The organism is Cryobacterium sp. PH31-O1, from assembly GCF_030063455.1.
In the GTDB taxonomy this organism is placed as follows: Bacteria; Actinomycetota; Actinomycetes; order Actinomycetales; family Microbacteriaceae; genus Cryobacterium.
On record NZ_JASITB010000001.1, the window covers coordinates 920,176 to 933,625 of the forward strand.

General features: G+C 63.1%; 16 protein-coding genes and 1 tRNA gene. 6 read left to right on the forward strand and 11 right to left on the reverse strand.

The window, feature by feature from the left end; translation table 11 throughout:
• Positions 1-24: 24 nt before the first annotated feature.
• Positions 25-279 carry a hypothetical protein gene (locus tag QMK31_RS04545; protein WP_283499731.1) on the reverse strand — a complete coding sequence of 85 codons (255 nt, stop codon included), beginning with the start codon at positions 277-279 and terminating at the stop codon, positions 25-27.
• 1 nt (position 280) lies between these two features.
• Positions 281-1,018: a RelA/SpoT domain-containing protein gene (locus tag QMK31_RS04550; protein ID WP_283499732.1), complete on the reverse strand. Its 738-nt coding sequence runs from the start codon at positions 1,016-1,018 to the stop codon at positions 281-283.
• 366 nt (positions 1,019-1,384) lie between these two features.
• On the opposite strand from QMK31_RS04550, the gene QMK31_RS04555 reads away from it, so the two are divergent.
• Positions 1,385-2,173, forward strand: a complete 789-nt coding sequence (locus QMK31_RS04555) for a M23 family metallopeptidase (RefSeq protein WP_283499733.1) — start codon at positions 1,385-1,387, stop codon at positions 2,171-2,173.
• A gap of 237 nt (positions 2,174-2,410) precedes the next feature.
• Here the strand turns inward: QMK31_RS04555 and QMK31_RS04560 are convergent, their stop codons facing one another.
• The 4 genes from QMK31_RS04560 to QMK31_RS04575 form a co-directional block, all read right to left on the reverse strand.
• Entirely contained in the window at positions 2,411-2,695 is a 285-nt protein-coding gene (locus tag QMK31_RS04560) for a hypothetical protein (RefSeq protein WP_283499734.1), read from the reverse strand.
• 68 nt (positions 2,696-2,763) lie between these two features.
• Positions 2,764-3,231, reverse strand: a complete 468-nt coding sequence (locus QMK31_RS04565; RefSeq protein WP_283499735.1) for a hypothetical protein — start codon at positions 3,229-3,231, stop codon at positions 2,764-2,766.
• Positions 3,232-3,362: 131 nt separating this feature from the next.
• Complete coding sequence (locus tag QMK31_RS04570) at positions 3,363-4,193, reverse strand: 3-hydroxybutyrate dehydrogenase (RefSeq protein ID WP_283499736.1); 831 nt, start codon at positions 4,191-4,193, stop codon at positions 3,363-3,365.
• 195 nt (positions 4,194-4,388) lie between these two features.
• Positions 4,389-5,795 carry an MFS transporter gene (locus QMK31_RS04575; RefSeq protein WP_283499737.1) on the reverse strand — a complete coding sequence of 469 codons (1,407 nt, stop codon included), beginning with the start codon at positions 5,793-5,795 and terminating at the stop codon, positions 4,389-4,391.
• A 159-nt stretch (positions 5,796-5,954) separates the two neighbouring features.
• Between QMK31_RS04575 and QMK31_RS04580 the strand changes: the two genes are divergently transcribed.
• The 4 genes from QMK31_RS04580 to QMK31_RS04595 all read left to right on the forward strand — a co-directional run bounded on the left by QMK31_RS04580 (position 5,955) and on the right by QMK31_RS04595 (position 8,516).
• Positions 5,955-6,890, forward strand: a complete 936-nt coding sequence (locus QMK31_RS04580) for a LysR family transcriptional regulator (protein WP_283499738.1) — start codon at positions 5,955-5,957, stop codon at positions 6,888-6,890.
• 10 nt (positions 6,891-6,900) lie between these two features.
• Positions 6,901-6,982, forward strand: a tRNA-Leu gene (locus tag QMK31_RS04585).
• Between the two features lies 1 nt (position 6,983).
• Positions 6,984-7,682 carry a DedA family protein gene (locus tag QMK31_RS04590; protein ID WP_283499739.1) on the forward strand — a complete coding sequence of 233 codons (699 nt, stop codon included), beginning with the start codon at positions 6,984-6,986 and terminating at the stop codon, positions 7,680-7,682.
• A 99-nt stretch (positions 7,683-7,781) separates the two neighbouring features.
• Positions 7,782-8,516 carry a DedA family protein gene (locus tag QMK31_RS04595; protein ID WP_502852478.1) on the forward strand — a complete coding sequence of 245 codons (735 nt, stop codon included), beginning with the start codon at positions 7,782-7,784 and terminating at the stop codon, positions 8,514-8,516.
• A gap of 21 nt (positions 8,517-8,537) precedes the next feature.
• Here the strand turns inward: QMK31_RS04595 and QMK31_RS04600 are convergent, their stop codons facing one another.
• The 4 genes from QMK31_RS04600 to murI all read right to left on the reverse strand — a co-directional run bounded on the left by QMK31_RS04600 (position 8,538) and on the right by murI (position 11,723).
• The gene (locus QMK31_RS04600; protein WP_283499741.1) at positions 8,538-9,446 is read right to left on the reverse strand and encodes a cation diffusion facilitator family transporter; all 909 of its coding nucleotides are present in this window, start codon (positions 9,444-9,446) and stop codon (positions 8,538-8,540) included.
• Positions 9,447-9,527: 81 nt separating this feature from the next.
• Positions 9,528-10,118: an RdgB/HAM1 family non-canonical purine NTP pyrophosphatase gene (gene rdgB, locus QMK31_RS04605; protein WP_283499742.1), complete on the reverse strand. Its 591-nt coding sequence runs from the start codon at positions 10,116-10,118 to the stop codon at positions 9,528-9,530.
• 3 nt (positions 10,119-10,121) lie between these two features.
• Entirely contained in the window at positions 10,122-10,856 is a 735-nt protein-coding gene (rph, locus tag QMK31_RS04610; protein WP_283499743.1) for a ribonuclease PH, read from the reverse strand.
• A 9-nt stretch (positions 10,857-10,865) separates the two neighbouring features.
• Positions 10,866-11,723: a glutamate racemase gene (murI, locus tag QMK31_RS04615; protein WP_283499744.1), complete on the reverse strand. Its 858-nt coding sequence runs from the start codon at positions 11,721-11,723 to the stop codon at positions 10,866-10,868.
• 41 nt (positions 11,724-11,764) lie between these two features.
• Between murI and QMK31_RS04620 the strand changes: the two genes are divergently transcribed.
• The gene (locus QMK31_RS04620; RefSeq protein WP_502852432.1) at positions 11,765-13,126 is read left to right on the forward strand and encodes a nicotinate phosphoribosyltransferase; all 1,362 of its coding nucleotides are present in this window, start codon (positions 11,765-11,767) and stop codon (positions 13,124-13,126) included.
• Between the two features lie 18 nt (positions 13,127-13,144).
• Here the strand turns inward: QMK31_RS04620 and QMK31_RS04625 are convergent, their stop codons facing one another.
• Positions 13,145-13,429 (reverse strand): DUF3039 domain-containing protein, encoded by a 285-nt coding sequence (locus QMK31_RS04625; protein WP_283499745.1) that lies wholly within the window; start codon positions 13,427-13,429, stop codon positions 13,145-13,147.
• Between the last annotated feature and the right edge of the window lie 21 nt (positions 13,430-13,450).

Below are 13,450 nucleotides of genomic sequence, written 5' to 3' on the forward strand. Positions count from 1 at the left end.
TTGGGTGGCGGGGCTATTTTGTCGTTACGCAGACAACAGGAACTCAGCGAAAGCCGATTCGTGCGGCGCACCAAAATAGTGGCCATGCGTGCGCATGACGGTTTGGATACTGTCTGACCCGATCAAGACGATTTCGTAGTCATTCTCATTCGCATGCTTCTTCTCGGCCGCCGTGTACGCTGCGGTGGCTCTGGTCGAGTCAGTAAATTCATCCTGGTGGATGAGTACCTGCTTCTGGTGGCTATAAACGAGCAGAAAATGCACGGTAGGAATCGGCATATCATTCTCCCTTTCCACGGAAATAACCTTGGTCAATGACAAGGTCGCGCGCACGATCGAATCGCTCGCGAGATTGGGGGTCCAACGGCCGCCCGTATTCTTGACTATAGATCATGTCGCTCGCTCCGCAATAGTAGTCACGCAAACTGTCGGGGCTCACGCCGTCCTTCAGAGTGAGATTGTGGTACGAATCTGATGCTTCAATACTGTCAGCCCACTCCTGTTGGCCCTGAGTTCGCAGCTGAATCTCGATCCGCCGGTCGAACTTTAGGACGGTGAGATGGCATGCGCGATAGCCCATCGGCGTTGGTTCCTCTACGGTGCGGCGGCGCGCCACAATGATCGGTCCCCACGTGCGCTCGACGTGAGCCTTCACCCGATCAAGCGCATCACCGTCGGGTAAAACAGCACGGCAACCTCCGATGTCTTCCAGCCGCGCCAAGCCACCATGCCCCATGCGTGAGAGTTTGCGCAGAATGCGAGGGACGCGCTTCAGCCGCTGCGACACCAATGGATCCTTCCCGGTCTCAGTGCGGACAATCTGACGAAGCCCCTGAGAGAGATTGCCAAGAGGCCGTTGATGAGCGGCACGGTAGTCGCTGACAATCTTCCGAGCCTCGCGATTCCGTTTGAAGTCGTACCACTCAACGAAATCAACGTCAGCCATTCCAACGGCTTCAGCGAGATAGTCGCCAGCCCTATTGATCTGACTTTTACTGAGCGAGGTTGCGGCGGCCATTCCCCCGATAATACTGGCTCGTTTGAACAATCAAGCCGCGACTTTGTCCAGGTCGCCCTTAGCGTGACGCTGAGGTAGATGAGATACCCGGCCGGAGTGCGGCCGCAGCGCGAGGGTGGGCAGCACCGCGACGCCCTGATGCATTTGCTCGGAGCTGACCTCGGTGTACAGCTGCGACGTCGCGATTATGCAGTTCCAGCCGCAGAGGTGCTGGGCTGCGCTTCGTCCTGCGCGGAGCACCGCAGGACGAACTCGTCAGTTTGCGGCAGCGACTGAGGAAACACTGTGCCAGCTTTGCTTATGGGGCGTCAAGTCAGCATTTCGGCCGACTGGACGCGATTGAAATACCGGCGTTAACCTCAGGGCATGGTCGACTTTCCGGAAGATTCCGCTCCCCGTCAAGGTATTTCCAGGCGCACCGCCCTAGGAGGCACTGCTGCTGTCTTCACCGCCGTGGCGCTGGGAACCTGGGAAGCATCACACGCTCCCGCGGCTATGGCAGCAGGCGCATATATGTTCCCGTTCTCCCCGTCCACCATCACCGCGCGATGGGGCGTGGTTGATGCCTGGCATCCCAATGGCCATCGTGGTCTCGACTTCGCCCCCGGTGACCGCGCGCCAATTCCCTCTGTCGCTGGAGGCGTGGTAGTCAGAAACGAGTGGAATTCAGCGCTCGGTAACATATTGCTCGTCGATCATCAGGACGGATACTTTTCCGGATACTGCCACATGGTGTCGAGGAGTCCTATCGGAAAAGGCAGTACCGTTCAGCGAGGAACCATCGTCGGCAACGTCGGTACCACCGGTACTGCGACGTCCGGGCCGCATCTGCATCTCACGATTGGGTCGACATCGTCGAACCCTGCCTCGGGTGCGACCATTGACCCGGAGCCGTTTATCCGCGCTCGAACCACGGACACCGCACCCAACCCCACAAATCCAAATGCAACGGCGTCAGGAGACAACATGATTCGCATCCAGTCAACCAACCGAGGAATCGCCCTAATCGGTGCTGGCTACTATCGTCAGCTCTCCAGCAATGAAGAAGTGGAGCAGTCGACCGTGATCATGGAAAAGCACATCACCGGTAATGATCGACAGTTTGACCTTTGGGTAAGTATGGCGCTTACCGGTCGATCTGCGTCCTCAGTCTGACCGACTGGTCCAGAACGGCATGACGAAGCCAAGTCTGTTCGCGTCCCATAGAGTTGCCAGAACAGCGACCGGTCCGCGAAAGCTCTCCCAGACTGACGCATAATCTCACGCCGGCAGAACCTCGACCGCCACGCGGCCGCACCTCGTGAGCGCATACATCGCGGCTGGAACCGTCGCCGCGTAGCACGACAAAGCCACGCATACTCTTCGGAGTGGGCGGGGCTTTTTGTGTCTGGTTCAGCGCTTAGTAGCTGGCTGCACCCAGCGGATACCTTCCACAACAAGCCAGGCGATGAACGCCATAGCTGCAATCGGAAATAGGCCGCTCGCGACTGCAATCCAGCCCGCGCCAGCTAACAGATCGAATGGGCTCGACTGAGATATACCAACCATCCAGGATACTGCCGTGATCAAAATTCCAACACCACCGATACTGAGCAACGCGGTGGAGAACGGATTGGACGGCACCTTCGGGCCAGCCTCGGCTTGGTCTTGAAATAAAGAACCTGATCGACTGCTCATAATTGCTTCCCCCTGTGTTGCCACGAGCCTAGCGCGGCCCATATCTCATTGGGAGAACTCGCCTGTAGCTAACGACTAATACTGTCCGGGATCACCACGTGCAGCCGGGAGCCGTCTGGCAGCGAGGCGTCGACGAAGGGCGACGAAAGGTCGACCCGCCGACCGGATGCCTGCAGCATCCGCTCGACCAGGTCACGAACGTCTTGTTCACCGAGCAGGAGCGTGGTCAGTTCGGGTACCCCGTCGCGTGCTACGAACACCCGAGCTGGTCCGTTGATCCAGATTTCCTCGATCTCGGGGTCGTCGAGAAAGGGCTGCAGTACGCCGAATCCGGTGAGCGCGGCGACGACCTCGCGGGTGGCTTGATGCTCGTCGGCGATCATCGGCGCGCTACCGCCGAGTGCCCGCTCACTGTAGCGGCGCAGTTCGTCGCGCACGTACTGCTCCACCAAGGCGTTGTTGGCCGCGAGATCCACGCCCTCGCGGCGCACCCGCTGGCGTACCTGGTCTGTGATGATACGAACGGCTTCGGTCATCCCCGCATGATGGCCCGTTTTATGAATCTTCGTGGAATCTATGCACAGGGCTTGTTTTTTGGTCCCCTGAACAGCAAAAATGATCGCAACGGATGCCGGGCATCCGTTGCAATCATTGACCGTGGCCCGGGCTAGCGGGCCGACCAGCCGCCGTCCATCGTGTAACTCGATCCAGTGACCATCGCCGCGGCATCGGAGGCGAGCCAGGCCACCAGGGAGCCGACCTCTTCCGGCTCGACCAAGCGTTTAATCGCACTCTCGGTAAGCATGATCTTGCTGAGCACCTCGGCCTCCGGTATTCCGTGTACGAGCGCCTGGTCGGTGATCTGCTTCTCGACCAACGGCGTGCGCACATACCCGGGAGCGACACAGTTACTGGTGACCCCGTGCGCGCCACCCTCGAGGGCGGTCACCTTGGACAGGCCTTCCAGCCCGTGCTTGGCCGAGACGTAGGCGCTCTTGAACGGCGAGGCGCGAATGCCGTGCACCGAAGACACGTTGATGATGCGCCCGAACTTCGCCGCGTACATCTGCGGCAGCGCGGCCCGGATCAGCAGGAACGGCGCCTCGAGCATGAGGGTGAGGATGTTGTGAAAATCGGCCGGATTGAAATCCTGGATCGGGTTGATTCGCTGGATTCCGGCGTTGTTGACCAGAATATCGACACCGTGCAGCGCGGTGGCGAGGACGTCGTCGGTAAGAGCAGCGGTCTCCATCAGGTTGACGGTCCAGATTGACCCGCCGACCTCCACGGCCAGGACGGTCGCACCCGCGGTATCAATGTCGGCGACGACGACGTGCGCACCGCGGGCAGCGAGCGCCCGAACAGCGGCGGCACCGATACCGCTCGCACCACCGGTGACGAGGGCGCGACGCCCGGCGAGGGGTTGCTCGGCCGTCCTGGCAGGCACAGTGCTGGTGTTGATGGCATCGGTGTTGATGGCATCGGTGGGGTCAGTCATGGTGTTCCTTTGATCGCGTGATCGCTGCGGGAAGGGTCGGCGACAGGCGGGGTGCCAATGGCACCCCGCCTCCTATAACCCGGTTGCTGAAGCCGGCGAAGTGAAGCCCGCTTAGTGAAGCCGGGTCAGTGAAGCCGGGTCAGTGAAGCCGGGTCAGTGAAGCCGGGTCAGTGAAGCCGGGTCAGTGAAGCCGGGTCAGTTGCCGGTACCGACGGGCTCGAGCCCGTGCTTGCGAGCATCCACGGCGTCGACCTCGCGCAGTGACACTCCCTTAGTCTCCTTGAGGGTGACAACGGCGACCACGGTGATGATGCAGGCGATCATGATGTAGATCGCGACGGGAACCCAGGTGTTGTATTGCTGCAGGAGTGCGGCGGCGATGATCGGCGCCATCGATCCGGCCAGAATCGAGGTGACCTGGTAGCCGAGTGATACACCCGAGTAGCGCATGCGGGTCGGGAACATCTCAGCCATGATCGCGGGCTGACCGGCGTACATCAGGGCGTGGAAGCAGAGCCCGACCGTGACGGCCAGAATGATGAGCACCGGGTTCAGGGTGTCGAACATCGGGAAGGCGAAGAACGCCCAGCTGGCACCGAGCACGGCACCGGCCAGATAGACGGGCTTGCGACCAACCCGGTCGGACAGCCGGCCGACCTGCGGAATGACGATGAAGTGCACGACGTGGGCGATGAGCAGGGCAATCAGCAGCTGCCCGGTATCGTAGTCGTGCACCGTCTTGAGGTAGACGATCGTGAAGCTCACTATGATGTAGTAAAGAATATTTTCTGCGAAGCGCAGGCCCATCGCTCCGAGGATTCCCTTGGGGTACTTCTTCACGACCTCGAGCACGCCGTAGTTGACGGCCTTCTCGGCCTCGACCTGCGCACGGGCCTCGAGGAAGATCGGCGCTTCGCTGACGTGCGTGCGGATGTAGTAGCCGATCACGACGATGATCGCGGAGAGCCAGAACGCTACCCGCCAGCCCCAGCTAAGGAACTGTTCGGGCGGAAGGATCCAGGTCATGGTCAGCAGAACGACCGTGGCGAGCAGGTTGCCTACCGGAACGGCGGCCTGCGGCCAGCTCGACCAGAATCCGCGCGATGCGTTCGGGCTGTGCTCGGCGACGAGCAGAACGGCACCGCCCCATTCGCCACCGACGGCGAAGCCCTGAATGAAGCGGAGGGCCACGAGCAGGGCAGGCGCCCAATAGCCGATGGTGTCGAAGCCGGGCAGGCAGCCCATGAGGAAGGTGGCGGCGCCGACCATGATAATCGTCACCTGCAGCGTGTGCTTGCGGCCCAGTTTGTCACCGATCTGGCCGAACACTATGCCACCGAGCGGGCGGGCGATGAACCCCACCGCATAGGTGAGGAAGGCGGCGATGATACCGTCCAGTTCGCTGCCGGCGTTCGGAAAGAAGACGGTGCCGAAGACCAGGCTTGCGGCGGTGGCGTAAAGGAAAAATTCGTACCACTCCACGACCGTTCCGACCATGGAAGCGGCGACGATCTTCTTGAGGCCGGATTTTTCATTTTCGCTACCGGCGGTGCGCGTGGCCTTACCGGAGTCGGCGGCCCCCACGCGTTGATTGACACTCATTGTCTGTCTCCTTTGTGTCGGCGATGACACGTACTTGGCCTGAGGTTGTGCGGGAAGAAAATGATCGTCTTAACAAAAGCACGACTTGACTGAGTATTCACGCAGGACGGGCGGGCAACAAGAGCCAAAACGACAGAGCTGATGTGCATAATTGCAGATATGAACTTTTCGCCGGCTGGCACCGCCCCCACCCCCGATGACCTGCTCATCTTTCTGGCCGTCGCCCGCACCGGCCGGTTCACGACCGCGGCCCAGAGCCTGGGGCTCAACCACACCACCGTGTCCCGGCGCATCGCCGCCCTCGAGAAAGCCCTCGATGGTCGCCTGCTGGCCCGCGCCGTGGGCGGCTGGGAACTGACGGAACTCGGCTATCGCGCCCGCACCGCGGCGGAGGGAGTGGAAACCGCCGTCACCCTGCTGCGCGGTTCCGAGGCCGACGCCCAGCAGCTCTCCGGCGTCGTGCGAATGTCGGCAACCGACGGCTTCAGCGCCTACATCGCTGCCCCGGCCGTGGCCGCTCTGCAGCGGCAGCATCCGCTGTTGCGGGTGGAAATCGTTACCGTCACCCGGCGCGCCCTGCAGCACCGTTCGGGACTCGATATCGAAATCGTCGTGGGTGAGCCGCAGGTACACCGGGCAGAGTCGATTCTGCTCGGCCATTACAACCTGGGCATGTATGCCTCCCGCCACTATCTGCAGTCTCACGGCACGCCGACCACGATTGCCGAGCTGACCGAGCATCCGCTCGTCTATTTCGTGGATTCCATGCTGCAGGTCGACGATCTCGACGCCCCGCGGCGCTTGGTGCCGCAGATGCGCGAGTCGCTCAGTTCCACCAACGTTTTCGTGCACGTGGAAGGCACCAGGGCCGGCGCCGGAGTCGGTTTTCTGCCCTGTTTCATGGCCGATCAGCACGCGGATCTGGTGCGTCTGCTGCCCCAGGAATTCCAGGAGCGGCTGGCGTATTGGATGGTCGTACGCAGCGAGTCGTTGCGGCTGCCGGCGGTGGCGGCGCTCGTCGCCGCCCTGCGCGCCCAAATGGAGTCGAATGCGGCAGCGCTGCTCGGCCACGGCCGATCCAGCCAAGTAGACTAGGACCACACCGGCGGGAGTGGTGGAATTGGCAGACACGCAGGATTTAGGTTCCTGTGCTTTCGAGCGTGGGGGTTCAAGTCCCCTCTCCCGCACATGGTCCCTCTGTCAGCACTCGACGGTCAATTGAACGACGTTCTCTCGCAAACGGGCGCCGTTGTGTTCTACCTGCTCATTTGGGGTCTGGTCTTCGCCGGCACGGCACTCTTTCTGGGCGTGTTCATTCCGTTCATCACCGGCGACTCGCTATTGTTCGGTTCCGGCCTCGTCGCCGCCTCGACCGGAAACATCAATATCGTAATCCTGGTGATCGGCACCGGCATCGCTGCGTTCCTCGGCGATCAGGTCGGTTTTCTGCTCGGCCGGCACTACGGTCGTGGCTATCTGGAACGGCACGGCGGCCGACGCACCCAGGCCGCGATCATCAAAACCGAGTCGTTTTATCGCAAATTCGGCTGGTGGTCGGTGGTCATCGCCCGGTTCATGCCCTGGGCCCGGGTGTTCGTTCCCGTCGTCGCCGGCGTCGGCCGCATGAACTACTACAAATTCCTTTCGAGCAACCTGCTCGGTGCACTGTCTTGGGGCGTCGGGCTCACCCTGACCGGCTACTTCGCGGCGACGATCCCCGGCGTCAAAAGTGCGGCCTATGTCATCGCGGGAGTGCTTATCACCGCCTCGATCGTTGTCGGGTTTCGCACCTGGCGCATCGACCGCGCGCAGCGTAGAGCGGATGCCGCGAGCTGCGACCACGCGCGCCTCCCCGACCCCCTGAACACCCCGACTCCGGGGGCGTGACGACCGGCACTTTCTCACGATTAGGCGATACCCTGTGTTTCGTCACCCGCCTGCGCAACCCGATCGTCTGCCCACACGCCAACAGGAGTTGTCCACGTGATTCACACCGCCTTGATTCCCTGGCTCGACCCGACCCAGATCATTGAAGCGGCCGGCCCGTGGGCGCTGCTTGTCGTCTGCGCGATCGTCTTCGCCGAGACCGGTCTGCTCGTGGGGTTTCTTCTGCCCGGAGACACCCTGCTGGTCATCACCGGCCTGCTGGCCTTTCCCGCCGCCGGCGTCATCCAGATCGATATCTGGTGGGTCGCCCTGGCGATCGGTTTTGCCGCGTTCCTCGGCGGTGAAGCCGGCTATCTGATCGGGCATAAATTCGGTCCGCGCGTCTTCGAGCGCAAGGAATCCGGCTTGTTCAGCATCAAGAACGTCGACCGTACCAATGCGTTCTTCGTGCGCTTCGGCGGTGTCGCTGTCATCGTCGCCCGGTTCGTGCCGATCGTGCGTACGTTTGCACCGGTCGCCGCCGGTGTCGGCCACATGGACTATCGCAAGTACACCCTGTACAACCTGATCGGCGCCCTGCTCTGGGGTGCCGGACTGACCTTTACCGGATATTTCCTCGGCTATATTCCGCCGGTGGCCGATTTCGTCACGACCTACATCGACCTCATCTTGCTGGGTGCGGTCGTCGTCACGCTCATTCCCACGGTGTACCACTACGTAATGTCGGTCGTGAGGGCTCGCCGAGTGCGCCAGCTCCCGACCACCGCGACGGGTAGCCACCTGCTCGACCCGCAGACGTTCAAAACCAACCATGACGGGCGTCACGAGGCCTGAGCAGATTAGCCTCCGAATTAGTCAGCGGTGCTGGTGGTCTTCGTGTTCCGCGTGCTCAGCCGGTTCCAGCTGAAAGGTGGAGTGCGCGACGTCGAAGTGCACGGCGAGGCACCCGGACAGCTCGTCGAGCAGGGCGTCGGTGCCAGCGGCGAGCACGGCCGGCTCGACGACGATGTGCGCGGTGAACACGTGGGCACCGCTCGTCATGGCCCAAACGTGCACGTCGTGCACGGCGACGACCCCGGCGGTACCGAGCAGGTGACGCCGAATTTCACTCACGTCGGTGTCGGCCGGCGTGGACTGGCCGAACACCCGCACGACGTCGCGCAGCAGAACGTAGGCGCGCGGCACGATCATGCCGGCGATGACGAGCGAGGCGAGGGCATCCGCTTGGGCGAAGCCGGTCGTCAGAATGATGATGGAGGCGACGATAACGGCGACCGACCCCAAGGCGTCGCCGAGCACCTCGAGGTATGCCCCGCGCATGTTGATCGACCCGGCGGCGGCGGGGCGGAGCAGTACCATCGCGGCCAGGTTGGCGACCAGACCGATGACGGCGACAACGAGCATCGGGGTGCCGAGCACCTCGGTGTCACTCGGACTGATCAGTCGAGTGATCGCTGCGACCGAGACCACACCGGCCACGACGATGAGGATCAACCCGTTAATGAGGGCACCGAACACCTCGGCGCGTTGAAAGCCGAAGGTCGCCCGGTCGGTGGCCGGCCGCGCCGCCACCATCGTCGCGGTCAACGCCACGATCAACCCCAACAGATCGGACAGCATGTGCCCGGCATCGGCGAGCAGGGCGAGCGAGCCGGTGAGCCAGGCTCCGATCACTTCGAGCAGCAGTACCGCTGCCACGATGCCGATGGCGATCGACAATCGCCTCCGGTTCGATCCGGTGCCGTGCGCGTGATCGTGGCCCATGACTTAAGGTTAGGGGTGTGCCGAGCCACTCGCCAGCCGAGCGGCTAGTTGGGAATGAGTGCCGTTCTCAGCATTTGGTGGCTACGCGCCGAGCACCTCGCGCAGCACCGGCACGAGGCCCTCGAAGGCGATCGCCCGATGGCTGACCTGGTTCTTGACGTGCGCCGAGAGCTCGCCTGCCGAAATCGCGTAGCCCTCAGGCAGAAAGATCGGGTCGTAGCCGAAGCCGTTGGCGCCGGCCGGTTCGAACAGAAGCTGCCCCGCCCATTCACCGGTCACGGCCCGCTCGGTGCCGTCGGGCAGGGCGAGCGCCGCGACGCAGGTGAAGTGGGCGTCGCGGTGTTCCTCTGACACGTCGCTGAGCTGCCAGAGCAGCAGGCGCAAGTTCTCGCCGGCATCTTTGGCCGGGCCCGACCAGCGCGCCGAGAAGATGCCGGGCGCCCCGCCGAGGATGTCAACGCAGATGCCCGAGTCGTCGGCGATCGCCGGCAGCCCGGTGTGGGCCGCGGCGGCGCGCGCCTTGATCAGGGCATTCTCGGTGAAACTGATGCCATCCTCGACCGGTTCGGGTCCGTCATAGGCGAGCACCTCGACACCGGGAAGTTGGGGAGCCAGGATGCGCCGCAATTCCTCGACCTTGTGGGCGTTGTGCGTAGCAAGAACGATCTGCACGTCTCAGCGCTCCAAAGCGCTGGTCTGAAACTCGGTCAGGGTGATGGCGCCCTTCAGCGCAAGGTCGAGCAATGTGTCCAACTCGCTGCGATCGAACGGTGCAGCTTCGGCGGTGCCCTGCACCTCCACGAACTTGCCGCGCCCCGTGACGACGACGTTCATGTCGGTGTCGGCGCGTACGTCTTCGGTATAGGCGAGGTCGAGCATCGGAACCCCGCCGATGATCCCGACGGAGACAGCCGACACGCTGTCGAGGAGCGGCTGCGCCTTCTGCGAGATGAATTTCTTGGTACGTCCCCATTCGAGGGCGTCGGCGAGGGCAACATACGCGCCGGTGATGGCCGCGGTGCGGGTGCCGCCGTCGGCCTGCAGCACGTCGCAGTCGAGCACGAGCGTGTTCTCGCCGAGCGCCTTCATGTCGACGACCGCGCGCAGGCTGCGGCCGATCAGGCGGCTGATCTCGTGGGTGCGGCCGCCGATCTTGCCCTTGACCGATTCGCGGTCCATTCTGCTGTTGGTCGAACGCGGCAGCATCGAGTATTCGGCGGTGACCCAGCCCTTGCCCTTACCGCTCATCCAGCGCGGAACGCCGTTGGTGAACGACGCCGTGCAGAGCACCTTGGTGCGGCCGTAGGAGATCAACGCCGAGCCCTCGGCCTGGTCACTCCAGCCGCGCTCGATGGTGATCGGGCGCAGTTCGTCGTTGGTGCGCCCATCGGCGCGCAGGTTCTCGGTCACGGTGTACTCCTAGTGGTTCGGGTGCAGCGGGGAAAAGGTGGGCGTTGCGAGCGCGCTGAGGTTGAGGGTGCCGGTCTCGATCAGGTCGACACGGCTGACCTCTGGTCCGATCAGGCGGTGGGCGAGGGCGAGAAAATCGTCGGCACTGTCGCCGGTGGCCTCGTAACGGTAAATGGGCGGTGTCGTACGGGCGCGCTCCAGGCCCTGGCTTACCAGCACCCGGTAGACGTCGTTGGCGGTTTCGGTGTCGCTGGAGACCAGGGTGACGCCTTCTCCCATGACATAGGAGATGGCGCCGCGCAGAAACGGATAGTGAGTGCAGCCGAGAACGAGGGTGTCGACCTCGGCGGCGCGCAGCGGTGCCAGGTATTCTTCGGCGACCGCGAGCACTTCGGCGCCGGTCGTGACGCCGGCCTCAACGAACTCGACGAAACGTGGGCAGGCTTTGCTGAACAGGGCAATCTGGGGCGCGGCGGCGAAGGCGTCGTTGTAGGCACGGGAGTTGACGGTGCCGAGGGTGCCGATGACGCCCACACGCTGGTTGCGGGTGGTGGACACAGCGCGTCGCACGGCCGGCTGGATCACTTCGATCACGGGTACGCTGTATCGTTCCCTGGCATCCCGCAACATGGCCGCTGACGCCGTGTTGCACGCGATGACGAGCATTTTCACGTCTTGCGCCACGAGATCATCGAGCACATCGAGGGCGAATCCACGCACGTCGGCGATCTTCTTCGGTCCGTACGGCGAGTGGGCCGTGTCACCGATGTACAGAATGGATTCGTTGGGCAGCTGGTCCTTGATCGCCCGGGCGACGGTCAGGCCGCCCACTCCGGAATCAAAAATACCAATCGGTGCATCCGTCACGGATATCAAGCCTAGCCCGCCAAGCGGATAAGCTGTGCCGGGTGACCCCGTCCCCCGCTTTCTTTGTGCCGGTGCCCCGCGGCACGGCCGCACGCACGCCAGCGCTTCGCACCGACCGCTACGAGCTCACCATGGTGGACGCCGCCATCCAGAGCGGTACCGCCGATCGGGAGTGCATGTTCGAGGCCTTCGCCCGGCGCTTGCCCACCGGCCGTCGTTACGGCATCGTCGCTGGTACCGGTCGTCTGCTCGAACTGATCCGCCAGTTTCGTTTCGAGACCGAGGAACTGACCTGGCTTGCCGAGAACTCGGTCGTGCGCGCCCCGACCCTCGACTATCTGGCCGACTATGCCTTCAGCGGTAACGTCTGGGGCTATCAGGAGGGCGAAGCGTACTTTCCCGGTTCTCCCCTGCTGCTGGTGGAGAGCACCTTCGCCGAGGGTGTCATTCTGGAGACCCTCATTCTCAGCGTGCTCAACTACGACATCTCGGTCGCCAGTGCCGCCGCCCGCATGGTATCGGTGAGCCTTGGCCGTCCGATCGCTGAGATGGGATCACGCCGCACCAACGAGTATTCAGCCGTTGCGGCCGCTCGCGCGGCATTCATTGCCGGTTTCGCTTCGACGAGCAACCTGGAGGCCGGCCGCCAGTGGGGCCTGCCCACCATGGGAACCGCCGCCCACTCCTTCATTCTGCTGCACGACAGCGAAGAGGACGCGTTCCAGGCGCAAGTGGATGCCTTCGGTTCCGCCACGACCCTGCTCGTGGACACCTACGATGTGCCGGCCGGAATTGCCCTGGCGGTCAAAATTGCGGGGCCCGAACTCGGCTCGATCCGCATCGACTCCGGTGATCTGCCCACCGTCGTCGCTGCGGCACGGGCGCAACTCGATTCACTCGGCGCGGTCAACACGAAGATCACCGTCACGAGCGACCTCGACGAGTACGCCATTGCGGCGCTGTCGGCCAGCCCGGTGGATGCCTTTGGCGTGGGCACCTCGGTCGTCACCGGGTCGGGCGAACCCGCTGCCGGCCTGGTCTACAAGCTCGTCGCGCACAAGGGCCACGGCGACGACTGGATCTCCGTCGCCAAGACATCGACCGCGAAACTTTCCATCGGCGGCCGCAAAAACGCCCTGCGCCGAGTGGATGCCGTCGGTACCGCCCAGGAAGAGATCGTGCTGCTCGGCGACGGTCCCGACGCCCAATTCGATTCCGGCCGCGGACTGGAACGTGCACTGCTGGTTCCGCTGATCGTCGACGGCGCCGTCGATGAACGCTATCTGGGACAAGCCGGAACGTTGCGCGCACGCGCGCACAACGCATCCGTTATGCAGGAACTGCCAATCGAAGCGTTTCGGTTGGGGCGCGGCGAGGCCGTCATTCCGACCACGTATCGCTAGGCCGGTTGTGCCGGGAGGCTATTTGGCTTTCATCTTCTCGTAGATAGCCTTGCAGGTCGGGCACACCGGAAACTTCTCGGGGTCGCGGCCCGGCAGCCATTTCTTGCCGCACAGCGCCTTGACCGGTTTGCCAGAAATAGCCGATTCGAGAATCTTGTCCTTGGGCACGTAGTGCGAAAACCGTTCGTGGTCGCCGGGCTCGATCTGCTCCTGATTGAGAAGCTCTTCGAGTTCACGGTCGAGCGTGGACGTTCCGCCGCCGGGCTGGCCGGGTTCTGCAATGCTCGCACGAAATTCAGTCATTGCACCAGTCTAAGCACTCTG

Bases quoted from the DNA above. Each gene is read 5' to 3' on its own strand.
- QMK31_RS04545 (WP_283499731.1), bottom strand. From the start codon at position 279: ATGCCGATTCCTACCGTGCATTTTCTGCTCGTTTATAGCCACCAGAAG.
- QMK31_RS04550 (WP_283499732.1), bottom strand. From the start codon at position 1,018: ATGGCCGCCGCAACCTCGCTCAGTAAAAGTCAGATCAATAGGGCTGGC.
- QMK31_RS04555 (WP_283499733.1), top strand. From the start codon at position 1,385: ATGGTCGACTTTCCGGAAGATTCCGCTCCCCGTCAAGGTATTTCCAGG.
- QMK31_RS04560 (WP_283499734.1), bottom strand. From the start codon at position 2,695: ATGAGCAGTCGATCAGGTTCTTTATTTCAAGACCAAGCCGAGGCTGGC.
- QMK31_RS04565 (WP_283499735.1), bottom strand. From the start codon at position 3,231: ATGACCGAAGCCGTTCGTATCATCACAGACCAGGTACGCCAGCGGGTG.
- QMK31_RS04570 (WP_283499736.1), bottom strand. From the start codon at position 4,193: ATGACTGACCCCACCGATGCCATCAACACCGATGCCATCAACACCAGC.
- QMK31_RS04575 (WP_283499737.1), bottom strand. From the start codon at position 5,795: ATGAGTGTCAATCAACGCGTGGGGGCCGCCGACTCCGGTAAGGCCACG.
- QMK31_RS04580 (WP_283499738.1), top strand. From the start codon at position 5,955: ATGAACTTTTCGCCGGCTGGCACCGCCCCCACCCCCGATGACCTGCTC.
- QMK31_RS04590 (WP_283499739.1), top strand. From the start codon at position 6,984: ATGGTCCCTCTGTCAGCACTCGACGGTCAATTGAACGACGTTCTCTCG.
- QMK31_RS04600 (WP_283499741.1), bottom strand. From the start codon at position 9,446: ATGGGCCACGATCACGCGCACGGCACCGGATCGAACCGGAGGCGATTG.
- QMK31_RS04625 (WP_283499745.1), bottom strand. From the start codon at position 13,429: ATGACTGAATTTCGTGCGAGCATTGCAGAACCCGGCCAGCCCGGCGGC.